Annotated in this window: 19 protein-coding genes and 3 pseudogenes; 13 read left to right on the top strand and 9 right to left on the bottom strand. The window is 68.2% G+C overall.

The window, feature by feature from the left end:
* Positions 1 to 4: 4 nt before the first annotated feature.
* From KI385_RS38485 to KI385_RS38500, 4 genes are all read left to right on the top strand, one after another.
* Entirely contained in the window at positions 5 to 1,285 is a 1,281-nt protein-coding gene (locus KI385_RS38485; RefSeq protein WP_238576654.1) for a hypothetical protein, read from the top strand.
* Positions 1,286 to 1,386: 101 nt separating this feature from the next.
* Positions 1,387 to 1,881, top strand: coding sequence for a thiamine pyrophosphate-binding protein (locus tag KI385_RS38490; RefSeq protein ID WP_238576655.1), 495 nt, complete (start codon positions 1,387 to 1,389; stop codon positions 1,879 to 1,881).
* Between the two features lie 10 nt (positions 1,882 to 1,891).
* Positions 1,892 to 2,455 carry a thiamine pyrophosphate-dependent enzyme gene (locus tag KI385_RS38495; protein ID WP_238576656.1) on the top strand — a complete coding sequence of 188 codons (564 nt, stop codon included), beginning with the start codon at positions 1,892 to 1,894 and terminating at the stop codon, positions 2,453 to 2,455.
* 65 nt (positions 2,456 to 2,520) lie between these two features.
* Complete coding sequence (locus tag KI385_RS38500) at positions 2,521 to 3,798, top strand: MFS transporter (RefSeq protein WP_281066945.1); 1,278 nt, start codon at positions 2,521 to 2,523, stop codon at positions 3,796 to 3,798.
* Between the two features lie 249 nt (positions 3,799 to 4,047).
* On the opposite strand, the gene KI385_RS38505 is transcribed toward KI385_RS38500, so the two are convergent.
* From KI385_RS38505 to KI385_RS44045, 6 genes and pseudogenes are all read right to left on the bottom strand, one after another.
* Positions 4,048 to 5,712: a flavin monoamine oxidase family protein gene (locus tag KI385_RS38505; RefSeq protein WP_238576658.1), complete on the bottom strand. Its 1,665-nt coding sequence runs from the start codon at positions 5,710 to 5,712 to the stop codon at positions 4,048 to 4,050.
* Complete coding sequence (locus KI385_RS38510) at positions 5,709 to 7,595, bottom strand: alpha-keto acid decarboxylase family protein (RefSeq protein ID WP_238576659.1); 1,887 nt, start codon at positions 7,593 to 7,595, stop codon at positions 5,709 to 5,711. The genes KI385_RS38505 and KI385_RS38510 overlap by 4 nt, the downstream gene beginning before the upstream one ends.
* Complete coding sequence (locus tag KI385_RS38515) at positions 7,592 to 9,721, bottom strand: flavin monoamine oxidase family protein (RefSeq protein ID WP_238576660.1); 2,130 nt, start codon at positions 9,719 to 9,721, stop codon at positions 7,592 to 7,594. The genes KI385_RS38510 and KI385_RS38515 overlap by 4 nt, the downstream gene beginning before the upstream one ends.
* Before the next feature lie 200 nt (positions 9,722 to 9,921).
* Positions 9,922 to 11,202 (bottom strand): annotated as a pseudogene (locus KI385_RS38520) (Dyp-type peroxidase); the annotation flags it as partial.
* A 714-nt stretch (positions 11,203 to 11,916) separates the two neighbouring features.
* On the bottom strand, positions 11,917 to 12,264 hold the full coding sequence (locus KI385_RS38525) for a DoxX family protein (RefSeq protein ID WP_238576661.1): 348 nt from the start codon (positions 12,262 to 12,264) through the stop codon (positions 11,917 to 11,919).
* Between the two features lie 125 nt (positions 12,265 to 12,389).
* The gene (locus KI385_RS44045) at positions 12,390 to 12,524 is read right to left on the bottom strand and encodes a hypothetical protein (protein WP_281066946.1); all 135 of its coding nucleotides are present in this window, start codon (positions 12,522 to 12,524) and stop codon (positions 12,390 to 12,392) included.
* A 166-nt stretch (positions 12,525 to 12,690) separates the two neighbouring features.
* Between KI385_RS44045 and KI385_RS38530 the strand changes: the two genes are divergently transcribed.
* From KI385_RS38530 to KI385_RS44740, 7 genes and pseudogenes are all read left to right on the top strand, one after another.
* On the top strand, positions 12,691 to 13,911 hold the full coding sequence (locus KI385_RS38530; protein ID WP_238576662.1) for a cytochrome P450: 1,221 nt from the start codon (positions 12,691 to 12,693) through the stop codon (positions 13,909 to 13,911).
* Between the two features lie 2 nt (positions 13,912 to 13,913).
* Positions 13,914 to 14,564, top strand: coding sequence for a TetR/AcrR family transcriptional regulator (locus tag KI385_RS38535; RefSeq protein WP_238576663.1), 651 nt, complete (start codon positions 13,914 to 13,916; stop codon positions 14,562 to 14,564).
* Positions 14,565 to 14,762: 198 nt separating this feature from the next.
* Positions 14,763 to 14,903, top strand: a complete 141-nt coding sequence (locus KI385_RS38540) for a hypothetical protein (RefSeq protein WP_238576664.1) — start codon at positions 14,763 to 14,765, stop codon at positions 14,901 to 14,903.
* Between the two features lie 243 nt (positions 14,904 to 15,146).
* Positions 15,147 to 15,302 carry a hypothetical protein gene (locus KI385_RS38545; RefSeq protein ID WP_238576665.1) on the top strand — a complete coding sequence of 52 codons (156 nt, stop codon included), beginning with the start codon at positions 15,147 to 15,149 and terminating at the stop codon, positions 15,300 to 15,302.
* Between the two features lie 574 nt (positions 15,303 to 15,876).
* Complete coding sequence (locus KI385_RS38550) at positions 15,877 to 16,974, top strand: LLM class flavin-dependent oxidoreductase (RefSeq protein ID WP_238576666.1); 1,098 nt, start codon at positions 15,877 to 15,879, stop codon at positions 16,972 to 16,974.
* A complete protein-coding gene (locus tag KI385_RS38555; RefSeq protein ID WP_238576667.1) occupies positions 16,971 to 17,585 on the top strand; it encodes an FMN reductase in 615 nt (204 codons plus the stop codon). The genes KI385_RS38550 and KI385_RS38555 overlap by 4 nt, the downstream gene beginning before the upstream one ends.
* A gap of 87 nt (positions 17,586 to 17,672) precedes the next feature.
* Positions 17,673 to 18,029: pseudogene (locus tag KI385_RS44740) on the top strand (AraC-like ligand-binding domain-containing protein); the annotation flags it as partial.
* Positions 18,030 to 18,125: 96 nt separating this feature from the next.
* Here the strand turns inward: KI385_RS44740 and KI385_RS38565 are convergent.
* A complete protein-coding gene (locus KI385_RS38565) occupies positions 18,126 to 19,181 on the bottom strand; it encodes an AraC-like ligand-binding domain-containing protein (protein ID WP_238576668.1) in 1,056 nt (351 codons plus the stop codon).
* 209 nt (positions 19,182 to 19,390) lie between these two features.
* Here KI385_RS38565 and KI385_RS38570 point away from each other — a divergent pair, with 209 nt between their 5' ends.
* Together KI385_RS38570 and KI385_RS38575 are read left to right on the top strand one after the other, a co-directional pair.
* On the top strand, positions 19,391 to 21,646 hold the full coding sequence (locus tag KI385_RS38570; RefSeq protein ID WP_238576669.1) for a helix-turn-helix domain-containing protein: 2,256 nt from the start codon (positions 19,391 to 19,393) through the stop codon (positions 21,644 to 21,646).
* A gap of 563 nt (positions 21,647 to 22,209) precedes the next feature.
* Positions 22,210 to 22,494 (top strand): annotated as a pseudogene (locus KI385_RS38575) (hypothetical protein); the annotation flags it as partial.
* Between the two features lie 86 nt (positions 22,495 to 22,580).
* Here KI385_RS38575 and KI385_RS38580 read toward each other — a convergent pair.
* Positions 22,581 to 23,732 (bottom strand): low temperature requirement protein A, encoded by a 1,152-nt coding sequence (locus KI385_RS38580; RefSeq protein WP_238576670.1) that lies wholly within the window; start codon positions 23,730 to 23,732, stop codon positions 22,581 to 22,583.
* A gap of 5 nt (positions 23,733 to 23,737) precedes the next feature.
* Entirely contained in the window at positions 23,738 to 25,105 is a 1,368-nt protein-coding gene (locus KI385_RS38585; RefSeq protein WP_342593496.1) for a dihydrolipoyl dehydrogenase family protein, read from the bottom strand.
* Positions 25,106 to 25,118 lie beyond the last annotated feature (13 nt).

Here is a 25,118-nt window from a genome sequence, read left to right on the forward strand (position 1 = left end):
GGACTTGGTCGACACCCTCGTCCAAGGCGTCGACGCCGGTGAGTACATCCATGTGGTGCCGATGTCACCGACCGCGGTGCGTCCCTTCGTACTTCCCGGTGCGTCCTACGACGAGATCTTCCGAGCCACCGTCGCCCTGCTCGGTCTGCTGCGCAGAACGCTTCTGGAGGCGGCGCCCACCGCGGCCGGCCGTATCGCCGCGCTGGGCGCCGATGAGCGGATGTATCCGCTCTTCATGGACGGGGCGATCGAGGAGGACTACGCGGCGTGCAGCACCCGTCCCGATGTCGTGGTCGACGCCACGGGCCCGAAGTTCGTGGAGTTCAACATCGGCTCCGGCATCGGCGGCGTGGTCGACACCTCCCTGCACTCCGCGGCGTGGATCGCGGGGTTCGGCGGTGCCGACCGCGCGCCTTTCAGGGGTGCCGACCCCCTGGCCGTCCGCGCCGATTCGCTCGTGCGCGCGGTGAAGGCGCTCGACCTCAAGCCGGCGGTCGCCATCGTCGGCACCACCCGGGATCTGAAAGGTCATCAGCCCACCCGCTACTACGACGTTCAACTCGCCCACCTGCGAAAGCGGGGCGTTGACGCGGAGTTCTTCGAGCCTGAGGACCTGCTCGACGGGCTGGGGCTCCCGGGAAGCCCGCGCTACCAGCTCGGCCTGCGGCACTTCACCATCCCCGAGTGGCGCGCGCTCGGCATCGACCTCTCTCCCCTGCGTACGGCGCTGGACGCGGGGTGCAGGCTCATCGCCACCCAGACCGCCTATCTGATCGCCAACAAGAAGGTGCTGGGATGGGTCTCCGAAGGCCGCTCCTGGATGACGGACAAGGACCGCGAGACGGTTGAGCGGTATCTGCCGTGGACGCGGGTGGTCAGTGACCGCCCGACGCGGTGGCGAGGCGTCTCGCGAAGCCTTCCCGAGCTGCTGATCCAGCACCCCGAGGAATTCGTCCTCAAGCCCGCCATCGGCATGAGCGGGCAGAACGTCCTCGTCGGGCGCGCCTGCGATCCCGTTCTGTGGCGCGCGACGGTGAACGAGGCGGCGGCGACCGAGAGCTACATCGTCCAGGAGTACGTGGAACCGGCGCCGTACGTCATGGAGTTCGCCGACGGCGAGGGCACCGGCACCTATGAGGCAGAGGTGCTTCCGGTTTACAGCCCGTTCGTCTTCGACAACCGCCCCGCCGGCTGCATGGTGCGCTATCTGGCACCCGGGCAGGAAGGCGTCGTCAGCGTCCACGGGCACCGGGCCCTGTCGTCCGTGGCGTTCGCCCGCCGGTGACGGAGGTGCCTGCGGCCTCGGGTTCCGGCACACACGACCCGCATACACAGTCGAGGGGAGCATGCGACATGGCGATTCACCCCGTTGGCGAGGGAGAAGGCGTGAGCTCGGCACACGCCACCTACCGCGCGCTCGTCGAGCATGAACTGGGACCGTACTTCGGCACCCCGTGCGGCATCCTCTCGCCGCTCCTCGGGCTGCTGGCGGCGCGCGACGACTATCACGTGGTCACCCGGGAGGACAACGCCGTTGGCATGGCGGCCGGGACGGCGCTGGCCGGACGCACTCCGACCGTGCTGATGCAGAATTCCGGCTTCGGTCAGTCGGTCAACGCCCTCGCCTCGCTCGTGGTGCCCTACCGCATCCCCATGCTGCTCGTCGTCAGCATGCGCGGCGTACCGCCCGACCCGACGCCGGAGAACCTCGCGATGGGCCGGCTCACCGTGCCGATCCTGGACGGGCTGGGCATCGCGTATGACTACCTGTCAGGGTCTCGGGTGGGCAAGCAACTTGCCGTGGCCAAAGATGTCCTGGTTCATGAGCGGCGCGCCTACGCGCTCCTGGTCCGCCCGGACGAGTTCTCGTGGAAGGCATAGCGCGGTGGCCATGACCAAGACGGCCGCGGTGTCCGAAATCATCGCGACCGCCCCCGATCTCCCGAAGATCTTCAGTACGGGCTTCATCTCGCGCATCGCGGCCTCGGTCGCCGACCCGCCGCACCACTTCTACATGACCGGTTCGATGGGCCTGGCGCTTCCGCTCGGTACCGGCGTCGCGCTGGCCACCGGCCGGACCACGGTCGTGGTGGACGGTGACGGCAGCCTGCTGATGAACCCCGCGGGCCTGCTCGCGGCGGGTGCGGCGAAAACGCTGCCGCTGATCCATATCGTCCTGGACGACGGGCGCTACGACTCAACGGGCGGTCAGCCGACACCGGGAGACTCGGCAGATCTCACTGCCTGGGCCCGCGCCTGCGGCTTCTCCCGGGCCCGTTCCGTGGCGGACCGGGGCGAGCTGTCCAAGGTGCTGAAGGCTGCTGTCACCGGCTGCTCGGCCCCCGTGTTCCTGCACTGCACGGTGGAGCCGGACGCGGCACCGCCTCCCCGGGTGACGGAGAACCTCGCCGGCATCACCGACTCCTTCTCCGCGGCTCTGCGAACTGTGCAATGAGTCCCTGGGGCGAGCGGGGCCGGTAGCGGGTTGACGCGTGCTCAGAGATCTGCCTATAAACCCTTATGGCTGAACCCTCTGAACAGGCCACCGTCGATGAATCCCCCGCGGTTCCTACGACTTCACTCCGTAACTTATCCGGATTTCGATTCTTCTGGCTCTCCCGCACCATTTCAGGACTGGGCTCGGCGATGTCGATGGTGGCATTGCCGGTGCTGGCGTATCAGGTCACGAAGTCGCCGGTAGTGGTCTCGCTGGTGGCGGCGGCGGAAACCATCCCCTATGTACTTTTCGGGCTTATCGCGGGTGCGGTGGCGGACCGATTCGATCGCCGCCTCCTTATGACCCTTTCGGATCTGGTCTGTGCGTTCTCCATGGCGAGCATCGTGCTGGCTTCCGCCTTGGGATTCCTCACCCCCTGGCATATCGTCGCGGCCGCGCTGCTGTCGTCCAGCGGTGCCCTGTTCTTCGAGGCAGGCGTCTACGGACTCGTTCCGGCGGTCGTCGGGAAGGAAAATATCGCCAGGGCCAACAGCCTGCTCTACGGGTCCTCGACGGCCGTGCGCATCGCCGGCACGGCGGCCGCCGGCGCACTGATCGCCACCGTGCAGCCGGCCGGCACCATCGCCCTCGACGCCGTGACCTTCCTCGCCTCCGCCTTCTTCATCAGGGGCATCGGCCCTCGCACGCCGCAGAGCGGCAGGCCGGCGGCCAAGTGGCCCGGCTACCGAAAGTCGATCAAGGAGGGTCTCCGCTTCCTCTGGGGGCTCCCGACGCTGCGCACCATGACGGTCGTCGGCACCTTGCAGTCGATCTCCGGCGGGGCCATCGTCGGGCAACTCGTCGTCTTCGCGGGCAGCGGTCTGGGGCTCCACGACTCGGATCCACGGATCGGTCTGCTCTATACGGCCTGGAGCGCCGGCGGAATCGGGGGATCCCTCGTGCTGCCGAGGGTGCGGCGACGCATCGGCGCCTTCCAGTTGCTGCTCGTCGCGCTGCCGCTCGGGTCCCTGCTCGGTCTGTTGGTCGTGTTGACGACGGACTGGCGTATCGCTCTCGTGGCCATCACCTTGTGGGGAACCGTCTATCTCATGGTCCTGGTGAACACCATGAACTATTCCCAGGAGGTCACTCCTCCGGAAATGCAGAGCCGGGTGAACACGACCAGAAGAACGTTTTCCTCCGGTCTCGGTGTTCCCCTGGGCGCCTTGCTGTCGAGCACGGTGACCACGCATTTCTCCATCCGCGCCGGAATGTCTACGGCAGTCGTCTCCGTCGCGGCCGCGGCACTTCTCGTCTGGGCGGTGCAGCTCAAGCGGACAGTTACCCCAACGCCGTCTTGACCCACGGGTTTTGAGACCGCGCGTGGTGACCGCTTTCCATGGCCCGGAACTGCTGGTGAGGGGTGATCGTACGGAAGCCGGAGGAGGGGCCGGGTCGGCCATGACCGCATCCTGATTACCGCCGAAATCCTGGATGCCGCCGAAGGTGCCGCCGAACCGGCCCCCTGCCGGGGGATCGCCCCCCGGCCCGTCAGAACTCGTCGGAGCCCGTCAGACCGCGTCGGAACTCGTCGGAGCCGTCGGAACCCCTCAGAACAGACCCTGCGTCAGCGCGACCGAGTCGGGTACGGCGATCTCCTCGGGCGCACTCAGGGGCATGATGCCCAGGATCTGCTGGACGACGTAGTGGGCCGACATCATGGCGCCCTCCTGCCAGCCGGGCAGTGGCGAGATCTGGTCGCCGGTGACGAAGAACGCGTCGGTGCCCTCGGGCTGGAGCAGTTGCTTGTACGCGCTCTTGTGGCTTTCTTTCTCCGGCTTCCACGCTGCCCATCCACCCAGTTGGTAGGGCACTTTGTGCCAGGCGATGGAGACGCCCTTCTCATCGGGTACGAGCTTTCTGTCCGCGAATTCCGGGTGCAGCTCGATGGCGCCGTCGCGGGCCAGCCGCAGGCGCTTGTCCGGAGAGAGCTTCCCGAGGGTGTCGGCCGCGCCCTCGAAGTTGTAGGCGCCGGTCAGGGTGCCCTTGTCGGAGAAGTAGTCGTTGGACGGGTACCACAGCTGGGTGATGTTGTGGCCGGTCCAGCTGATGCCGCCGTAGATCCCCTCGGTGTCGTCCACTCCGCCGAGGTCGCCCTCCCAGAAGCGGCGGTTCGCCTGCCAGCCGACCTTGCAGGTCTTCTCGAACTCCACGAGGCGGATCGCCTGCTCGAAGGGGTCCGAGAAGCGGTTCAGTTTGATCTTGCGGAGCACCGGGACCGGGATGTTGCTGACGCAGTAGCGGGCGTCGTCATGGAACTCGTCGTCGCCCTTGCGGTACGTGAGGGTGACCCCGAGGCCGCGCGGATCGATCTCGATCTCACGGACCTCGGCGCCCAGCACGAATTTCGCGCCGGCCCGTTTGGCCTCGCGTGCCAGCGCCTTGACGATGTGGTCCATGCCGCCGACCGGCTGGAACATCGTGGCCTGCCACAGATAGTCGACCGGCTGGTAGAAACGGGCTTTCCAGAAGCCCGAGTTCACCAGGTCCTCGAAGGACAGCGCCGGGGCCGGTACGGGCCACTCCTCGATCTCGGGTCTGTCCAGATAACCGGAGCGGGTGGAGCCGCGGTACTTGCCGTTCGCGTCGAGCGCGCCGAACACCCGCAGCAGATCGCGGAGTTCACCGGTGAAGGTGTCCGTGCTGACCAGCGTCTCGGCGAGCTTGGCCGCGAGGTGGCCGCGGGTGTCGTTCGCCACCCGCCGGTTGGCCCAGGTCACCTCGGCATGCGGCGGGCGGACGCGGTTCGCCGTGGTCTCCATGACGTACGGCTCCAGCTCCACCCCGAAGTCACGGCAGTACTTGAGCACCCGGCGATGGTGGTACGGGATCCGGCCGGGCCCGAGGTTGAGGTACAGGCCGTCGTCGAATGCGCAGGTGTGCGTGTGGGTGACGGCACCGTGATCATCGATCTCGTGGAGCTTGTCGCCCCTGCGCGCGGTGCGGTTGCGCCCGCCCACGCGATCCTGTGCTTCCAGGACGGTGACCCGGTAGCCGAGCATGCTCAGTTCGTAGGCGGCCGTCAGGCCCGCGACGCCGGCGCCCAGGATCAGCACCTTCGCGCCCTCGCCCGGGGTTCCCGCGGGCCGTACGGTGCCGGTCCAGCCGGTGGCCTCCGGCCCGGACAGACCGCTCATGGCGTGCCGGAGCGCCTTCGCGGAGCCGTCGACGGTGGTGCCCGTCGCCGCGGACCGCTTTTTGTTCGCGCTGGTCATCCCACGTTCCCTTCCGACGGTGCGCCACCGGGCGGCGGACAGTTCTCGGCGATCTTGTACTTGAGCGCCTCGGGATAGTCGTGCCGCTTGAACTGCGTCCGTACGACGATCGGGCCCTGGTTGATCGCGTCGGTGGGCTCGGCGATCCGCTTGAGCAGGGCGGCGAGTTCGTCGTGCTTTCGGACGGCGAAGCCGTTCATCGGGTGCTTGGTGGAGCCGAAGACCTCCGCGAGCTTCTCGTACCGCCAGGGGTGCAGTTCGTTGTAGAACTCGGCGCCGTCGGAGCGGGGTCTCCCGTCCTGGTAGTAGCAGGGGTGGACGAGCATCTGCTCGATGCCGTAGAAGGCCTCGTTGTCCAGGACGAACACCACCGGGCGCAGACCGTGCCGTACATGGGTGGACATCTCCTGGCACGTCTCCTGGAACGAGCCGTCGCCGACGAAGACCATCGGGCGCTTTCCCGCATGGCGCCGGCCGAGCGCCACCCCGGTGGCCGCGCCGACCGAGTAGCCGATGGACAGCCAGCTGTTCTGCGCCACGTACGAGGCGCGCTCCGCCATCCGCAGATTCATCGAGCCGATCAGCGCGAACGCGGCGTCGCACACCACGGTGAACGGGTTGCCGGGCTCGCCCGGGGGCTCGCTGGTCTGCGATTCGAGGAAGGCGTTGATGTGCCGGAAGAAGCTGTCGTACGTCATGCTCTCCGGGTACGGCCCGCCGCTCTGGGAGTCCAGGTAGGCGGCGGTGCTGTCAGGGACGTCGAGGCCCTCGTCGTGCGCACGGGCGAAGTAGTCCGCGGCGAAGGCACCGCTTCCGAACTCGGTGACCAGGCGTTCCCGTAGCGCGGGGATGAACTCGGCGAGCTGTACATCGGGGAAGTACGAGGCGCCGACACGCACGCCTTCATGGGCGGCGACCGCCCAGTCGTCGCCGATCGACCGCTTGCCGCCGAGGTTCTTCGAGGTCGCCCACGATCCCAGCCCGATGCGGCAGCCTGCGTTGTGGAAGACCTCGGCCACATCCGGATTGCTGGCCTTGCCGTTGTAGACCCCGGAGAAGCCTGGGGTGTACTCCGAGACGACGGATTTGGCACCGACGGTGGTGCAGAACGGGATGCGGGTGTCGCGTACCAGCTTCTCGAACTCGTCGGACAGCCGGAAGCGGTCGATCTCCTCGCCGGCCCACAGGATCGGGTTGCCGTAGCTCCGGACGAGGTCCACGGTCGCGGTGACCGCCTCCTCGAGCAGGCGCTTGTTCCGCTCCGTTACGGGCCGCTCCCGCCGCGTCAGACGACCGCGCGGTGCCGGACACCGCGCCCCCCAGACGTCCTCCATGACCTCCAGATAGACCGGCCGGCGGTGGGAGAGGCACGCGATGATCGCGCTGTCGATCTGGATGGGGGCCAGGCCCGGGTTGGAGATGGCCTGGGCGTCCACCGTCACCTGGCGGTAGACGTCCAGGTTGCTGGTCGGGCGCTGGGACATGTGCGAGGTGAGCAGGCCGATCGCCTGCTGGTTGAGCCACTGCTCGTACGAGGGAGCGGCGTTGATGGCGATCAGCGGTACGTACTCGGCGAAGGCGCCGCCGATCGCATTGAGCAGGTTGAACGCGCCCACGCTGTAGGTGACCGCGACCGCGCCGATGCCCTGCTCGCCGAGCGCGATCTCCGCGTCGGCGACCTTCACCCGCGCATACGCGTCCGCGGCCTGGCCGGCGCCTCCCTCGGTGGGGGTGCCCACCCAGCGCACCTTGGTCTTCTCGTGCAGGGTCGACAGGAACGGGCCCAGGTGGTCGCCCGGAACGCCGAACAGATGGGTGATGCCGAGCTCTTCCAGCCTGAGCGCAAGGTACTCGGCGACGGTGCAGGTCTGGGATGTGGTCATGACGTCAGCACGTCCTCTCGCGGCTGGTCCGACGATGCGGCGGCGAACCGGCGCTCGCGGGGCGCCGCGGCCCGCGCGGCAATGGCGCTCTCGTCCACCGCGGGAGCCTCGTTGACGGCGATGGCGGCACGTACGGCCGTCTCCACCGCTCCTTCGATCCAGGCGTGCTTGAGCGACACATGCTCACCGGCGAAGTGCACCGGCCCCTCGGCCCGCACCACATCAAGGTGGAAGCTGGTCATCTGATGCGGGGTGTAGACGGCGGCCTCACCGCAGGCGTACGGGTCGCGCAGCCAGCTCTGGGTCTGGCCGGCACCGGTGTAGAAGACCTCGATACGGCGGCCGTGCACCGACTGGAGGTTGCGCAGCGCGTAGCCGTAGCGCTCGGCGTCCTCGAAGGAGTCCCAGCGCGCGGCGTCGTCCGACCAGGAGTAGCCGGCCAGCACCACGCCTCCGGGGCTGCCGGGGACGGGGTGGGAGGGGTAGTACATGAAGCGGTTGGGGTTGTCGGTGGCGGAACCGCCGCCGTAGGCGTTGGTAGCCGGCCGCACACCGCCGCGCAGCGAGGAGTTGCGGTAGTACTCCACCTGCTTCTGGCTGATCTCCTTCTCGTCCACGCTCGGATGGGCGCCGAGCAGTCCGGTGGGCAGGCTCCGCAGGCTCTGCGGCATGGCCACCGCGGCCTCGGCGTCGTCCTCGCCCCACTGCTGGTAGTACTCGTACAGACCGGGCGCGATGGCGTCGAGCTCCCGCTTCCAGTCCTCCTCGGTGAACTCCCACCAGCGGCGCGAGAATTCCAGGAGCACCTTGGTGGCCTGGTCGTAGTGCGTTTCGATGATGGCGCGGCGCTTCTTGTACGAGAACGGCGGGGTCACGGTCGTGAACCGCAGGCTGGAGAAGGGGATGGTGACGATCGCCAGGTCACCGGTCCAGGTCTGCACCTCTCCGTACGGGTCGCCCTCGGGCACGGTCTGGATGGCGACGGCGGGGCCACCCGGTCCGGCGAGCCCGCCCTGATGGCCGTCGCGGCCCGGGTCGTAGTACTCCAGCCGGACCATCCGCTGGCCCATCACGATCTGGTCCCGCAGATCCTTGGCGAGCGTCTCCGGAAGCTTCCGGCTGCCGCCCTCGATCTCCCAGTACGTGGCGGTGGGGTCGATGTCGCTGCGGCCCAGGAAGCTGTGGAAGAACGCGAGGTGCAGCCGCGAGGTCATGTTCTCGATCGTGCCGATCGCCTCGATGGCCTCATCGCTGAACCCGGCGTACTCGCGCAGGAAGCGGCCCATCGAATAGCCGTCGAAGTCGCGGACGACCCCGGCCCAGCCGTCCAGCCACTCCTTGAAGGGCTTGTTGATCCGCTTCCCGTTGCTCTGGAGTACGGAGTAGTAGTCGCGCACCGGCTCCAGGGCCTGGTTGACCATTTCGGCGACGGTCAGCCGCGACTCGCAGCCGGTGAGGTGGAAGCCCTCGTTGAGCTGGGACGGGTCCTTGGCGTACTGGCCGCGCCGTGCCTGCGCGCGATTGGTACGGATCCAGGCGTGGTTGCGCTTGTCCGGCTCCCGGAACTCGGGACTGGGGTCGCCGTTCGTCCAGATCTTGCCGTCCTTGAACGACTTGTAGACCACCGGCGGTACGGGAACAGTCTGATTACCCGTCGCCGGATCGATGTCGACGTTGAAGAACAGCCGCCGCTTCAGGCCGAGTTTGTCGATCAGCGCCAGGGTCAGCGGATGGAAGCTGGGCAGGCGCATCGCCCCGGCTTCCGCGTACTGCGCGGGGTCGGTGAAGGGCGGCGGCTCGCCCTTCTTGGCGTGGAAGGTCTTGATCCGGCCGCCGACCCGGTTGGCGTTGGCCTCCAGGATCGTCACATCGTGCCCGGCGCGGGTCAGCAGATCGCCGGCGACCAGGCCGGCGATGCCCGCTCCGACGATCAGGATGCGCTTGGGTGCGACGGGGCGCTCCAGCCCCTTGTCGATCAGAACGTCGAGGTAGCGCAGCTTGAGGTCCTCATTGGCCGGCTCGGGGCCGACCAGCAGGAGTTCACGGGCGAGCTGCTGATAGGTCTTCTCGTTGGCGCGCTCGACTCCGGTGTGCTCACCGCGGATGTCATGGCGGGTGTCGTCCATGGCGGCTCAGGCCTCCTCGTGCAGGGACTGGTTCGCGGCGAGCCGCCGCAGCGTGGTGATCGAGGGCGTGAAGGCGTACACCGCACCGGTGGTCTGCACGAACCGGTCCATCGACACGGTGCCCTCCCGTCGGCCAGCACGATGCGGGCGTCCGGGCTGCCGGGATCGCCCTGTTTGATGGTGCCGGTCACCTTGTCGATGCCGTTGGGCGCACCACTCGTTCCGGGCACGAAATTGGGGTTGTTCGACCAGATCCGCTGTACGAACTCGAACTGTCGCTCGAGCGAGGTGCCGTAGCACACAAACATCAGGCCGCGGTCCGTGTCGTCATTGCCCCCCGTGTACGCGGGACCGTACGGAATGCCGCGGCGCATGATGCGGTGACGCTGGGTGGGCTCGAAGTGGCGAGGAGTCGTTCTGCGGATATGCGCGGCGCACGGGGTCAGTTTCCCCTGCCCGTCGTTCTCGTAGGTGAAGTCATTGCGCCCGGGACCGACCCCGGTCACCGGGTTTTCGCCCTGCGCGAGGGGCGTGCCGTCTTTCATCCGACCGACCAGACACGCGCCCAGCAGCTCGGGGGAGATGCCGTTCGGCCGGAACTTGCCCGCCTCGCGTACCACTGCGTCATTCCAGCCGGCGACGTCCTGCCGCAGCCGGCGCACCACCTGAAGAGAGCCGTTGTCCAGCCACTTGGGTCCCTCGGGCGGGTTTCCGCTCTCACTCTTGTGACCGAAGACGAATTCACCGGGCTCGACCAAGACGGCCCCCGCGCGGTTCTCCCGGAAACCGGGGTTGTCCCGGTCCTCGCGGTGGAATTCCTTGACTCCCGGCTGGGAGATGCCGTCCTTGTACCCGAAGTGCTCGTGCCCGCGCAGGTCGCCGGTCAGGGTACGGCCGTCATCCTGATGGACCAGCGTCACACCGTGCGCCGAATCCGCCGCGGTGATGTTCTGGAGCTTTTCGTTGAGCGCCTCCTCCGTGTCCGCGGCGACGAGCAGTACGGCGTGTACGCCGGTCCGGTCCGAGCCGAAAAGCCAGTTCTCGGGGGCGCTCGTACCGTCGTCGGCGAGGCTTGCGGCCATTCCGGCCGCGCCCTTCACGAACGATCCGAACGGCGTCAGATCCTGTTTCACCTTGTCGGGCTCGCGGGCGACCTGGAGCAGGCCCTCGAAAGTCAAGGACACCCCGACCCAGGTGGCAGTGATGGACGGATCCTGGCCATAGGCTCGGCGGGAAAGCGAGAACTCCTCATTGAAGTCCTCGACCGCGGCGGTCACCGAGACGGTGTTCAGCATGACGGACAGCCAGCCGCGGCCACCCGCGCCCTTGTCGTCGGGGAAGCGCACATAGCGGAACGCCATGTAGTCCTTGTTGAACGCGGCCAGGATGTTGCCCTGGATTTCCCTGGATCTGCGCAGTGGCGGCTCCGGAAGCTGCTCGATATCCGGGGCGGCCGTAGGGCGCGCTGAGATAGTGGTCACTTCTCTCCTTCACGGGAGCTTCGAGTGCTTGAGGAGCGTCGGACGGCTTCGCACGCAGGCGAATTCGGCTCCTGGCACGCCGAGGCGGAAGTTGATGCGGAAGAGGCACAAGGGCACACCAAAGTCAGCCGGTGCACGGCTTGTGACGCCAGCCCAGCACCGATTCGGCCGCCCCGCAGAAGCACCGACGCCAACCGGAGCACAAGGTCACTCGCACCGGTGAGTACGCGTCGGTCACGGTGCACGGAACCGCGCAGCGAGAAGTTTCAGGAGGGAGGGAGTGAGTTCCACTGTTCGTCGAATACGTGGGAATCCGGAGGAAGCGCGCGTGAACGACGCGAAGGGCGCCTGACGGGCAAAGCCCGATTCAGGCGCCTAAGGGCTGTCCCGTAATCCCTGGCGGGCGCACGACGACAGCTACGGCACTCCCCCAGCTAACGCTGGGAGGTGCCCCCACGCCGCGTTGTCGGAACATCCGGATACACCCAGTATCCGGACGTCCCTCCGCCTTGCGATGCAGCTCGGCATCCGTACAGCGAATGAAGAGCCGAGACGGAGTGAGCGCAGCGAACGCAGTGCATCTGACGCCGTGCGCTGATCCACCAGGGATTACGGGACAGCCCTTACTTTCGGGATCCGGGAAGAACCCGAGCTTCTTCGGGGAGTAGCTCACCGGCAGGTTCTTCGCTCCGGTTTACGGGGCCGGGACGGTGCTCAGGCGGTGAACCCGAGCACCAGGGCGCCGACCACCGGCGCCGCGTACAGCAGCGGGAACGGGATGTGCGAGTACCAGCGCGCCCGGGCGACGGTGACGACAGCACCGGCGAAATACAGCACCAGGCTGATCCCGGCCATCACGCCGACAACCGGCAGGATCAGGCCGACCAGCAGGCCCGCCGCCCCCGCGGCTTTGGCGGTACCGAGCCAGAACCACCACGAGCGGGGGATGCCGTAGTCGGCCAAGGGCTGCACGACCCACTTGGCGCGGAAGAAGAGGGAGGCGGCCGAGAAGCCCGCCATGGCGGCGGCCAGGACGGTGACGACGACGTAGGTGGTGGACATCAGTAGTGCTCCGACCACGCGGCTGCCGGTGCGGGCCTGCTCCGGCCGGTGTCTTGCGTTCCTCACTGCCTTGACGTGCCGCGTCGCAGGAATGTGACCGGTGAATGACATCAATTTCGCGCGGATCAGATGCCGTGGCCGGTGGGGCCGGCGGTGCCGGTGGCCGAGGCCGGGGTGCCGATGGCGCGTATCACGGTGTTGAGGCTGTTCGCGGCGGCCGTCTCGGAGACGGGAACGGCCCCGTGATCAAGTGAGGGCATGGCGCCGTAAGCGAGGCCCCTGGCGGGCGGGAAGGGGTTTCGGGCACGGCAAAGCCTCCGTCCGGCAGGGGGTGACCATCTCGGCCAAAATTAAATCAGGTGCTTGACTTAAGTTGGCGGACGAGGTTGCCTGATCTTCGGAGACGGCCGAACCGAGGAGGCAGCGATGGAGCAGAGCGACGGGCCGCAGGCGCTGAACTACCCGATTCCCAGCACGACGGCCTTGGAGCCGCCGGCAGAGTGGGCGCGGCTCCGGCAGCAGTGCCCGGTGGCGACGGTGACACTGCCCAGCGGCGACAGCGCGTCCCTGCTGACGCGGTACGACGACGTCAAGCAGGTACTGTCCGACCCCCGCTTCACCCGGCTCCTGAACGCCGACGACGCGGCCCGGATCTCGGACAGCGACTCCGGGGGAGTGTTCAACGACTCCCTGGCCACGGCCATCCCCCAGGCGGGCGAAGAACATCAGCGGTGGCGCCGGGCAGTGGTGAAGTGGTTCACCGCCAAGCGCATGGGCGCCCTGCGCCCCGGAATCGAAGTGATGACCGAGCAGCTCATCGACGACATGCTCGACCGCGGACATCCCGCCGACCTCAAGGCCGCGCTGGCGTTCCCGCTGCCGGTGTGGGTGATCTGCGACCTGCTGGGCGTCCCGGACTCGGACCGGGACAAGTTCGCCTACTGGTCCGACACCATGCTCAACCTGACCCGCTACACGCAGGAAGAAGTCACAGCGGCACAGACCGAGTTCGCCGACTACATGAGCGGCCACATCGCCGCGAAGCGGACCCGGCCCAGCGACGATCTGCTCAGTTCCCTTCTGGACTCCGCGGATGCCCAGGGCGGCGGACTGTCCGATCGGGAACTGGTGGCCACCGGTCAGGCGCTGCTGATCGCCGGGCACGAGACGACGGCCAACATGATCGGCAAGATGGTGGCCATGCTGCTGGCCGACCGGCGCCGCTGGGAGCAGCTGGTGCAGGACCGGTCGCTGGTGCGTTCGGCGGTGGAGGAGGCACTGCGCTTTGACGCCAACCCGGGATTCGGTATGCCGCGCTACATCGGCGAAGATGCCGAGGTGGCCGGAACCGTGCTGCCGCGCGGAACCACCGTGGTGTGCAGCATGGCTGCGGCCAACCGGGACGGGAATGCTTTCGGCGGCGCCGACGAGATGGACCTCGGACGCAGTCCGAATGCTCATCTGGCGTTCGGTGCGGGGGCTCATTCCTGCCTGGGGCAGGCGCTGGCCCGCACCGAACTGCAGGTCGTTCTGGAGGTGCTCCTGCGCCGGCTTCCCTCGCTGGAACTCGCCGTCGCGGCGGAAGACCTGCGTCGGCTCGAGGGACTGGTCGTCGGAGGGTTGAGTGAAGTCCCGGTCAGGTGGTGATCATGGCAGGCAGGACGGCGCGGGCCGAGCAGGTCAGCGGGACCAGAGAGCGGATCCTTCAGGCCGCGGAGCGGCTGTTCGCCGAGCGCGGTGTCTATGCGGTGTCCAACCGCCAGGTCAGCGAAGCGGCGGAGCAGGGCAACAACGCCGCGGTCGGCTACCACTTCGGCACCAAAACCGACCTGGTGCGTGCGATCACCCGGAAACACACCGAGCAGATCGAGCAGGCACGTGTGCGGATGCTCGCCGAGATCGGTGACTCGTCGGAGTTGGGGGACTGGGTGGCCTGCCTGGTGCGGCCCACCACCGAACACCTGGCATCGGTGGGCAGCCCCACCTGGTTCGCACGGTTCTGTGCTCAGGTGATGACCGACCCGGCGCTGCAGGACATCATGGCCGAAGAGTCGCTCACCTCCCCGGCGCTGCGGCAGACGCTGGAAGGGCTGAACCGGTGCCTGCCCGAACTTCCGGCCGACGTCCACGTCGAGCGGGGCGCGATGGCCCGCCAGCTGATCGTGCACACCTGCGCCGAGCGTGAACGCGCCCTTGCCGAGGACACCCCCACCCCACGCTCCAGTTGGCATGAGGCCGCCACCGGCCTGATCGACGCGATCGTCGGACTGTGGAGGGCCCCGGTCACACACTGCCGGTGACGGCGGCTCTCGCCACGGTGCGGACCCTGCACCCCCGACAGCCTCCGCCCTCGAGGGCACGGACGCGGCCCACGATGCCACGGCCGTCCGCCGGGTCGCGGGCCAACTGGCAATGTACACAGGGGTGTTCAACCTGCTGTGGGCCACCGTGACGGTTCTGATGATCGTCCGCCCCGGATCCACCACAGGAGCCTCGCCATGAACCGACCGAGCAGACTCCTGCGGGTCACCGCACCCGTCGAACTCGTCTCCCTGGCGGCCCTGCTGATCAATGTCAGCGTGCTGCACCCGCAGGCCGTTGCCTCGGCGATCGGCCCCTGCACGGCTGCGCCTATCTGATCGTCCTCATCGCGGCGGCCCGCGAGGCCGGCCCGGATCGGACGGCCACCGCACTCTCGGTCGTCCCCGGCAACGGCGGCATGCTCGCTCTGCGGCGGCCCGCCACGAGGTACGCGCAGCCGGTCTGACCGGCGGCCCGGGCGGCACCCGCAGCCCGGGCCGCCGACCGGCCGAAGCGTTACGCTCGTTTTGTATGCACTCGTTCCGATTGTATGCACTCGTTCCGATCTTGTGGAGGCGGCCATGAGGCAGTACGAGGAGTACCCCACTCCGTCGCAGGCCGAGGGCGAGCGGCTGGAAGAGGACATGGATCCGTCCGAGCAGCGGCACCCCGAGGCGACGCGCACCCAGCCGTCACAGGCGGAGGGCGAGCGCCGAGTGGAGGACGACGAGAAGTGACAGCGGTGGCAGCTGTCCGTGGCTGCTGCTGAGGGCGGCAGGCGCCGGGGAGCCGGTATCCGGCCCCCGGTCAGGGCCGGGTCGGCCGCACCTCGGCGCCACCGTCCCGGCCGACCACGTTCGCGCTGGTGGAGCAGGCGTGCTCCGAGTCCGTCGAGCACGTCCTGGACGAGCATGGGTTGTGGTGCGCCACGCCACCGGTGGCTGCGGCTGGTGGGGCCTGACCGTGTTCGAGGGGGCTGTGCCGTCATCGTCGGTCAGGACCCGGACGGCAGCCGTACCCACGTCGATGGCAAGCAGATCGAACGGAGTTCCTGCCCCTCGTCGACTGCCTCGTGGAGGCCGACGACATGACGTGCGGAGGCCGGCGGCGCGCAGCCTCAAGAACTGGGGCGTGACGGTGAACGAACGCGGCATTTCCTGATGCCTCCCCGGCCCACCGGTGGGTGGCGCCGGGGTCGCGTATGCCGGCGGGCGCTGGTGGGCACAGTCCTGTGCACTCACAGTCATCATGACCGCGCGCTCGGCGCTTAGCGTTCCGGGACCCGTACGCCTGAGCGAAAATGAGTAACCCATGCAATTCGGTATCTTCACGGTCGGCGACGTCACGAGCGATCCGACCAGTGGCAGTACTCCGTCGGAGCGCGAGCGCATCAAGGCGATGGTCGCCATCGCGCTGAAGGCCGAGGAGGTCGGCCTGGACGTCTTCGCGACCGGCGAGCACCACAACCCGCCGTTCGTACCGTCGTCTCCCACCACCATGCTCGGCTACATCGCCGCACGTACCGAGAAGCTGATCCTTTCCACCGCCACGACGCTGATCACCACCAACGACCCGGTGAAGATCGCCGAGGATTACGCGATGCTCCAGCACCTGGCCGACGGCCGGGTCGATCTGATGATGGGGCGCGGCAACACCGGTCCGGTGTACCCGTGGTTCGGCCAGGACATCCGGCAGGGCCTCAACATCGCCAAGGAGAACTACGCCCTGCTGCGCCGACTGTGGCGCGAGGACGTCGTCGACTGGGAGGGCACGTTCCGCACGCCGCTGCAAGGCTTCACCTCCACGCCCCGGCCGCTGGACGGCGTACCGCCGTTCGTCTGGCACGGATCCATCCGGTCCCCGGAGATCGCCGAGCAGGCGGCCTTCTACGGTGACGGCTTCTTCCACAACAACATCTTCTGGCCGGCCGAGCACACGAGGCGCATGGTCCAGCTGTACCGGCGGAGGTACGCCCACCACGGTCACGGCGGGCCCGAGCAGGCCATCGTGGGTCTCGGCGGGCAGGTCTTCATGCGCAAGAACTCGCAGGACGCCGTACGCGAATTCCGCCCCTACTTCGACAACGCGCCCGTTTACGGGCACGGACCGTCGCTGGAGGAATTCACCGAGCAGACCCCGCTGACGGTGGGCTCTCCCCAGCAGGTCATCGAGCGGACGCTGTCCTTCCGAGAGACCGTCGGCGACTACCAGCGCCAGCTCTTCCTGATGGATCACGCGGGCCTGCCCCTGAAGACCGTCTTGGAACAGCTCGACATCCTCGGTGAGGAGGTCGTGCCCGTGCTGCGCAAGGAGTTCGCGATCGGCCGGCCGGCCGACGTGCCGGACGCCCCGACGCACGCGACGCGGATCGCCGACGAGGCGTCCTCGAAGGGAGTGACGGCCGCATGAAGCTGGTCGCCGTGTCCGCGGGGCTGAGCAGCCCCTCCTCCACACGCCTGCTCGCGGACCGTCTCGCCGAGTCGGTCCGCGGTGAGCTCGACGCTCAGGGCCACGACGTGGAGATCGACGTCATCGAGCTGCGTGCACTGGCCGTCGCCGTCGCCAACAACCTCGTGACCGGATTCCCGCCGCCCCAACTGGCCGCCGCGATCGACGCGGTGACGGGCGCCGACGGTCTGATCGCCGTGACACCTGTGTTCACCGCCTCCTACAGCGGACTGTTCAAGTCCTTCTTCGACCTGATCGACCCGGATGCCCTCACCGGGAAGCCGGTCCTCGTCGCGGCGACGGGAGGCACGGCCCGCCACTCGCTGGTCCTGGAGCATGCCCTGCGCCCGCTCTTCGCCTACCTGCGGGCCGTCGTCGTCCCCACCGCGGTGTACGCGGCGTCCGAGGACTGGGGATCCGGCGGCGACGCGTACACGGAGGGCTTGCCTGCGCGCATACAGCGGGCGGGCCGCGAAATGGCCGCCCACATGGCTGCCCGCCCGGCAGCCGCAGCGCCCGACGACGATGTCACCGCGCTCGAACGGCAGCTCTCCGACCTGCGTTTCGACTGAGTCGGTCCGGTCGCGGAACGTGCCGAGGATGTCCGACACCCCGGATTCCCCCGGATTCCCCCGGATTCCCCCGGATTTCGGTCGGACATCCAGAGCGAAGAACGGCACGGTCGGTGTTCTCATGACCGACTCGGTGATGACACATGCGCCCGGACATCTCGTGTCGCTGGTGGCACCAAGGTCTTCCTGGAGTCGAACGATCTGGTTTTCTGTGATCCGGCTCGACGTCATTTCCTGCAGTTCGGCGACGACTGCCGGATGACGTTCTTCCGTGTACCTCGCTGCTATGTGGGCGTTACGGAGGCGGACCTGGACCGTGTCGTGGGTGTGCCAGTGCGGGGCGGCGAGGGCATGGGCGCGCTGGTGTCCGACGTTCTGTCCGCGCTCGCCGCCGAGACGGAATTCCACCCATCGGTGATCGGTCACCGGCTCGCCCGCAGCGCCGTGGATCTCCTCTGCGTGCTCGTCATGGAACTCCTTCAGGCGGAAACGGCAGAGGAGACGCAGCCCGTCGCACTTCAGCCGCGCCTTCCGGGACGCCTACGGTATGTCCCCCGGCGAGTGGCAGGCATGGGCCGCGTCGGGCGTCCGCCCGCCGATCACCAGCGCACGGGATGCCGGTTGATCTTCGACAGGCGGGTGGGGCGTCCGCTGGGCCATCTGCCATTCGCGGGGCGACATTCCGTACGCGGTGCGGAAGGCGCGGCTGAAGTGGCTGGGGCTCACGAAACCCCAGTGCCGGGCGACCGCCGCCATGGTCGGAGCCACCCTCGTCGCCCGCGACAGATCCCGCCTGCACTTCTCCAGACGTTGCTGCAGGATCCAGCGGCTCACGGTGGTCTCCTCATGCTCGAAGAGCTTGTGGAGATACCGGACCGACACGTGGTGCGCGGCCGCGATCGCCTCCGGTGACAGACCGGGATCGGATAGGTTCCGCACGATGTATTCCTTGATGAGCACCAGCATGGCGTGAGCCGATTCCGGCGCCTGCGGGTTCAGTTTTCCGGACCGCTCCTGGATGAGCATCGCCAACAGGTCCGTGGCGATGAAGCCGAGTCTGCGTCTGACGGATGCGTCGAACGTCCCCATGCCCTGAGCCAGGGACGTCAAATACGTTGCCACCACACCGCTGCTGCCGCTGTTGCTGGAGAAGGCGGTGGCGGTGAGCGTCCGCAGGTCTTTCTCGGACACTCGTAGTTCGGCGCGAGGCAGATGAAAGGCCGTGAAAACGAAGTCGTCCACCAGCTCCTTTCTGAAGGGCCGGCCGGAGTCGGAGATGGCGAACTCGCCGGGCCGCAGTACCACGTTTCTGCCGTCCTGTTCCAGCGCGGCGGTCCCTCGTTGCTGCAATGCCACGGTGATCCACTCCTTGCCGTCCTCGGCGATCAAACGTGGACTGCGGGTGACCACCTGCGGGCCGGCCCGCACCACGGATATCTGCGGGGTTCCGAGCTGCGCGCTCGTGATCGTCCCCGCGGAAGGCTCACGCTCGAGAAGAGTGACGCGGAGCGGTATGAAGGAGCTCGAAACCACCTCGTGCCAGCACTCCGCGCGCTGGGCCGGGGACAGTGACGTGGTGGAGAGAACGACAGGCACGGGGCCTCCTGCGGGACCTCAGCGGATCACTCTCGGTAAGGGGATCCGATGTACTACGTGGCGAAACGATCACACCGGAGCCGCCGGCGGGAGTCCAGGAAGAACAACGGGAAGAACTTCGGCCCGGCCAGTACCGCACCATGGGATCGACGGCGAACGGGTGTGCGTAGGATCGATACCCCGACGGTTCAGAGAAGCAAGGAGCTGGGGTGACAACGCTGGGGCCGTCCCTCGGAGCGCTGTTGCGTGGCCAGCGGCACGCTGCCGGAATGACCCTGGAGGAACTCGCCGACGGTGCCGGTGTCAGTGCCCGCGCGATCGGCGACATCGAGCGCGGCCGCAGCCGTGGCCCTCAGGCCGGCACCATGGAAGCCATCGCAGCCGCGCTCGGCCTCGCAGAGGCCGAAAGAACGGAGTTGCTCGCGGCGGCTCGTGCAGGTCGTCGCCGTCTCAAGGACCCGGCCCCCGGGCTGTGCGGCCTGCCTCCCGACATCCCCGACTTCGTGGGCCGTCTACCGGAAACCAGGTGGCTCACCCGGACTGCCGATTCCGTGGACCGGCGGCAGATCGCCGTCGTCTCCGGCGCGCCCGGCCTGGGCAAGAGCGCCCTGGCCGTTCATGCCGCCTGGCAGATGACCGAGCGGTGCGTCGATGGGTGCTTCTTCATCGACCTGCGTGGCCTGGACGCAGAACCGGCCCCGTCGCACTACGTTCTTCTGCGGCTGCTGAAGGCACTGGGCGTACGCACGAGAGACATCCCCGCCGACACCGACGAGCGTCAATCCCTGTACCGCACGTTGATGCGGGACAAGCGGGCCCTCGTCGTTCTGGACAACGCCGCCCACGAGGCGCAGGTGCGCCCGCTCCTGCCCGGAGCGGGCGCGGGCACCGTCTGGGTCACCAGTCGCCGCGCCCTCACAGGGATCGAGCACGCCAGAAGGCTCCAACTCGAGCCGCTGTCCGCCGCCTCCGCCACCGGCATGCTCGGCGCGATCATCGGAACCCGGGACGAGGGCGTTCCCACCCACGTCGACGACACGGCCCTGAGCGAGATCGCCGAGCAGTGCGGTCACCTCCCGCTGGCCCTGCGCATCGCCGGCAACCGGCTGCTCAGCCGCCCTGCGTGGAGCGCTCGTGAGCTGGCTGACCGGCTCGCCGCCGAAGAGCTGCGGCTCGACCGGCTCACCGCCGGAGACCTGCACATCCAATCGGCGTTCACGCTGTCCCACGCCCAGCTCACCCCCGAGCTGAAACTGCTGTTCCGACGGTTGGCGCTGGTGCCGGGTCCCGACTTCGGCAGCGCTCTGGGGGCCGCCCTGACCGGCCTTCCGCTCCACCGGACGGAGCGGTTGCTGGATGAGCTCGTCGAACTCGGTCTGCTCATTCCTGCCATGGGTGACCGGGCGGCCTTCCATGACCTGATCCGTCTGTACGCGACCAAGCGGCTGCACGACGAAGAGTCTGCCGAGGACATACGGTCCGCCCGGTGTCGTATGAACGATTGGCTTCTGGACACGGCCCGTGTCGCCGGCCAGTGGTTCGAACCGGCCCGTGGCGGGTCGTCCGACACCTCCGGTGCTTCGGCCGGGCCGGACAGCCGACAGGCGGCACGCGAGTGGCTGGAGGACGAAGCGGAGAACTGGTTCACCGCGTTCCGGCAGGCGGCACGGGAAGGCCGGCACCGTACGGTCGTGGACGTCGCCGATTCCCTGTACTGGTTCTCCCACTGGTGGCTCTTCTGGGGGCACTGGCCGGAGGTCTTCGCTCTGGCGTACGCCGCGGCCCAAGAGCTCGGTGACCCGCACATGCAGGCCGCGCAACTGAACCATCTGGCCAGTTCCCTCCAGCTGTGTCTGGGAGACTCTGCAGGCTCCGAACTGCGAGCGCTGCAGGCCGAGACACTGGCCCGGCAGACAGGGAACAAGTCCCAGCAGGGATGGGCGCTGGTCCACGCGGCCCATGCCGTCGCAACCGGGGGACGGCTCGAGGAAGCGCTGTCCTACGCCGATCAGGCAGCCGAGCTGTTCGAGGACGTGGACGACAGGGCGGGCCGCCTGCAAGCGCTGCTCGGCACCGCACATGATCTGCTGGCGCTCGATCGGCCCCACGAAGCGCTGGACCGGCTGCGTCACGTCCTCGCGCTCGTGACCGATCCCCACTCGGCACCGGACCGGCACCTCGCGGACTACATCGAGGCGAACACCTTGCGCGCCCTCGGCATGACCCACGCGCGTCTCGGCGACTGGGCGCAAGCCACCTCGGCCTACAGAAGAGCCCTGGCGGCCGGTCCGGGAGTCCCGATACCGAATCTCCAGGGCCTGACCCTCCTCGGACTTGCCCAAGCTCTCCTCCATCAGCAGGACTTCGCGCAGGCTCGCACGGTGCTCGCGGAGGCCCGCGACCTCTTCGCCGCCGCGGGAAACGTGGCCAAGGCGGCCGAAGCGGAGGAACTGCTGAACAGCTGACGCCCGGACCAGCAGGCGTAGCGCCCCTCGCCCGTGGGCCGCCGAGGGGCAGCGCACAGGGTCGGGCTTCTTGCGGCCGTCGCCTTGACCGCCCGCAGGCTGCGCACGCCGTCCCGGCGCAGCTCCGGTACGTAAGTGAGGCACTCGCGGATCACCTGCAGATGGGTGTCGTTGAGGCCGGGGATCACCCGCCACGGAACCAGCCCACCCATCGGCATTGTTGACATCCTTTGAAAACCCCTCCGGGACGAACGAATTCGATTCACGTCATGGTCGGCAGTGGTGGACGAGGGTGATTCAGTTCATGCGCGAATGCCTGTGTGCTTGAGTCGAACCGAGTGAATTCCATCGGCACTTGTCGTGCCCTCAATGACGAGGGCAGGCCCTGTGCGTCAGGGGCCGCGATTGCTTCGCCATCATGTTAGGCGGACCGATGTCGCCGCGATTTCCTGCCAGTGCACGTGCCTTGGTCCCACAGTGCCCTCATCCATTCTCCGAATGGCACCGGAGAGGCCGGAATTCTGCCGTGCGCGGCGAGGACAGCGGTGGTGCGCTCGTGGGCAATGCGCCTCTTCGTCGTGACATCAGCGTGGCGAACAGCGGCACCGGAACGCCCCGCCCGGGAACGGGACAACGAGGTGCAGTCCGGCGACGTCGAGAAGCCGGCGATCGACGAGGAGTGGTTCACCGTCCCGGGTGGCCCGACGGGCAGCGTCCGGGCCCGCATCGTCAAGCCGGCCGGTGCCCAGGGCACTCTGGCGTTGATCCTCCACATCCACGGTGCGGGCTGGGTCTTCGGTAACGCCCACACCCACGACCGCCTGGTGCGTGAACTCGCCGTCGGATCCGCGACGCGGTGCACGCGACGAGCTGACCAGATGCCGGAACAGCCGTGCGGACGAAGGGGTTTCGTCCGCACGGCGGTGTCGCGTCCTCAGCGCTCTTCCCTCGTTCGCCCCCTCCGGTCGGCCACCGTGACCACGACGACAAGGGCCGCCAGCAGCAGACCGGCGACGAGTGACGGTGCCGGGGAGCAGGCGGCCGGCACAACGGCGACCGCGACGGCGGGAAACGCAAGCTGTTCGACCCTGCTCCGTCGATGTGGCCGGACGTGCACGGCCCACACGGTGATCAGGAAGACCGCCACCGGGAGGGTGACCGCAGCACCTGCTGCCGACGGCGAGACATCGGTGCGCCGCGTGATCACCTCGGCGTACGCCACCAGGCCGGCTCCCTCCGCGGCGGCCGAGGCGAAGATCAGGTAGTGGCCGTACGCCCAGACGAACCTCTTGCGGTGGGCCTGGTGCGTCGTGGCGAGCAGGGTGTGCGCCGGCCGGGCGAAGTACAGCCACCACATGGCGAAGACCATGAGCAGGCCACCTGCCGCCAGCAGATACAGCGCCCCGGCGGCGTGGTGCCGATCGAAGGCGTTGCGGACCGCTGCGGTGGCGGCTGCGACGGACTCACCGAGCACGATCAGGGTGAACAGCTCGTAGCGCTCGGCGATGTGGCGCGGATGCCACGGCGTCATTCCGGCGGACTGCGCCCACACCGGGACGGAGATCTCGGCGATGATCATCACCATGATGGCCGGCAGCTGCGCCGGAGCCGGAAGGAAGAGCAGCCCGACCCAGCCGATCTGACAGGCCGTCACCCCGGTGGCGAAGCGGAGCGCGGTCCGCCGCCGGTCGGGATTCGATCGCGCGGCACGCAGCCACAGGGCGGCCAGCGTCGTGCGCAGAACGACATACCCCAGCGTGATGACGCGTAGATCGCCGTCCTCGAACGCCCGGCGGACACCGGCGGCGAGAATGAGGGACCCCGTGATCTGGAGCAGCACCGCCAACCGGTAGGGCACGTCGTCCGGGTCGTAGGCGGAAGCGAACCACGTGAAATTCATCCACGCCCACCAGAGCGTGAAGAAGACCAGCGCGAAGCGCAGGGCACCGGTGGCGTAGTGCCCGCCGGACACCGCTGCGCTCAGGCTTTCGGACGCCTGCGCCACCGCGATGACGAAGCACAGGTCGAAGAGGAGCTCCAACGAGGTGGTGGTCCGGTGCGGTTGACCCGGATCCCGACCGAACATCGTGCTCAGCGCAGGGCTCCCAGAGCGGCTTCCACGGTCCGGTGGAAGGTGGGATAGGCGTAGATCATGTGCTGGAGACGCTCGATCGGTATCTCTGCGTGGACGGCGACGTTCAGCCCGTACAACACCTCGCCTCCCGCCGGTCCCGCCGAGGTCGCCCCGATCAGCACGCCCCGGTCGGCATCCTCGATCAGCTTGATGAACCCCTCGTTGCCGCGCCCGTGGATCCAGCCGCGAGTGGAGGAGGCGATCGGCAGCAGGCTGGTGCGCACGCGCAGGCGCTGCTCGCGCGCCTGCCGCTCCGTGAGTCCCACGGCCGCGATCTCGGGGTCGGTGAAGGTGACCCGGGGCAGTGCCCGGTAGTCGGCGTCGGGACCGGGACGTCCGAGGATGTCCCGTACGGCGATCTCCGCCTGATACATCGAGACATGCGTGAAGCTGCCGTCGCCGGTGATGTCACCGATGGCCCAGAGCCCTTCCGCGGCCCGCATCTGTCCGTCCGTGCGCACGGTTCGAGCCGAAGGGTCGAGACCCGCCGCCTCGACGGACAGCGCGGCGAGGTCGGCGTAGCGCCCGGTGGCGACGAGCAGCCGTTCGGCTCGCAGAGGCTCTCCTTCGCCTTCCAGGTGGACGACGAATCCGGTGCCGTCATGGCCGACCTCTCGCGCCCGGGCCGAGGTGAGCACGGTGACGCCGTCGGCGCGCAGGACCTTCTCGGCGAGCTCCCCGGCTTCCGGCTCCTCCTGCGACAGCAGCCGGTCCTGTCCCTCGACGATGGTGACCGCACAGCGGAAGCGGGCGAAGACCTGGGCGAGTTCCACGCCGATGGCGCCCCCTCCGAGTACGAGCATCGAGGTCGGCAACTCCCTGGTCGCCATGGCGTCCCGGTTGGTCCAGTACGGGGTGGCCGCAAGGCCCGGAATCGCGGGAATCCGCGGCCGGGAGCCGGTGGCCAGTACGACACCGCGTCGGGCCTGGAACGTGCGCGGTCCGACCGTCACCTGGCGTGGCCCGGTGAGCCGTCCCGTTCCGCGTACGAGTCGGCCGCCCTTCGCCGTGAGGCGGTCGGCAGCGACCTGGTCGTTCCAGTCGTCGGTGGCCTCGCTCCGGATACGTCCGGCGACCCGGCCCCAGTCGGGGGTCACCTCCGCTCCACCGGCGAGGGAGGACACGCGGCCCGCCTCGGCGAGCAGGTTCCCGGCCCGGATCATCATCTTGCTGGGTATGCACCCCCAGTACGGGCACTCGCCTCCGACGAGCTCCTTCTCGATCCCCACCACATCCAGTCCGGCCTCGGCCAGCGTGCCCGCGACATACTCGCCGCCGGGACCCAGACCCAGGACGACCACATCGACCTGCTCGCTCACGCTCATGGCTCTCCTTGCC

Source organism: Streptomyces inhibens (assembly GCF_022221585.1).
GTDB lineage: Bacteria > Actinomycetota > Actinomycetes > Streptomycetales > Streptomycetaceae > Streptomyces > Streptomyces inhibens.

Bases quoted from the DNA above. Each gene is read 5' to 3' on its own strand.
- KI385_RS38525 (WP_238576661.1), bottom strand. From the start codon at position 12,264: ATGTCCACCACCTACGTCGTCGTCACCGTCCTGGCCGCCGCCATGGCG.
- KI385_RS38495 (WP_238576656.1), top strand. From the start codon at position 1,892: ATGACCAAGACGGCCGCGGTGTCCGAAATCATCGCGACCGCCCCCGAT.
- KI385_RS38510 (WP_238576659.1), bottom strand. From the start codon at position 7,595: ATGACCACATCCCAGACCTGCACCGTCGCCGAGTACCTTGCGCTCAGG.
- KI385_RS38500 (WP_281066945.1), top strand. From the start codon at position 2,521: ATGGCTGAACCCTCTGAACAGGCCACCGTCGATGAATCCCCCGCGGTT.
- KI385_RS38545 (WP_238576665.1), top strand. From the start codon at position 15,147: ATGAGGCAGTACGAGGAGTACCCCACTCCGTCGCAGGCCGAGGGCGAG.
- KI385_RS38505 (WP_238576658.1), bottom strand. From the start codon at position 5,712: ATGACCAGCGCGAACAAAAAGCGGTCCGCGGCGACGGGCACCACCGTC.
- KI385_RS38540 (WP_238576664.1), top strand. From the start codon at position 14,763: ATGAACCGACCGAGCAGACTCCTGCGGGTCACCGCACCCGTCGAACTC.
- KI385_RS38530 (WP_238576662.1), top strand. From the start codon at position 12,691: ATGGAGCAGAGCGACGGGCCGCAGGCGCTGAACTACCCGATTCCCAGC.
- KI385_RS38555 (WP_238576667.1), top strand. From the start codon at position 16,971: ATGAAGCTGGTCGCCGTGTCCGCGGGGCTGAGCAGCCCCTCCTCCACA.
- KI385_RS38585 (WP_342593496.1), bottom strand. From the start codon at position 25,105: ATGAGCGTGAGCGAGCAGGTCGATGTGGTCGTCCTGGGTCTGGGTCCC.
- KI385_RS38550 (WP_238576666.1), top strand. From the start codon at position 15,877: ATGCAATTCGGTATCTTCACGGTCGGCGACGTCACGAGCGATCCGACC.
- KI385_RS38535 (WP_238576663.1), top strand. From the start codon at position 13,914: ATGGCAGGCAGGACGGCGCGGGCCGAGCAGGTCAGCGGGACCAGAGAG.
- KI385_RS44045 (WP_281066946.1), bottom strand. From the start codon at position 12,524: ATGCCCTCACTTGATCACGGGGCCGTTCCCGTCTCCGAGACGGCCGCC.
- KI385_RS38580 (WP_238576670.1), bottom strand. From the start codon at position 23,732: ATGTTCGGTCGGGATCCGGGTCAACCGCACCGGACCACCACCTCGTTG.
- KI385_RS38515 (WP_238576660.1), bottom strand. From the start codon at position 9,721: ATGGACGACACCCGCCATGACATCCGCGGTGAGCACACCGGAGTCGAG.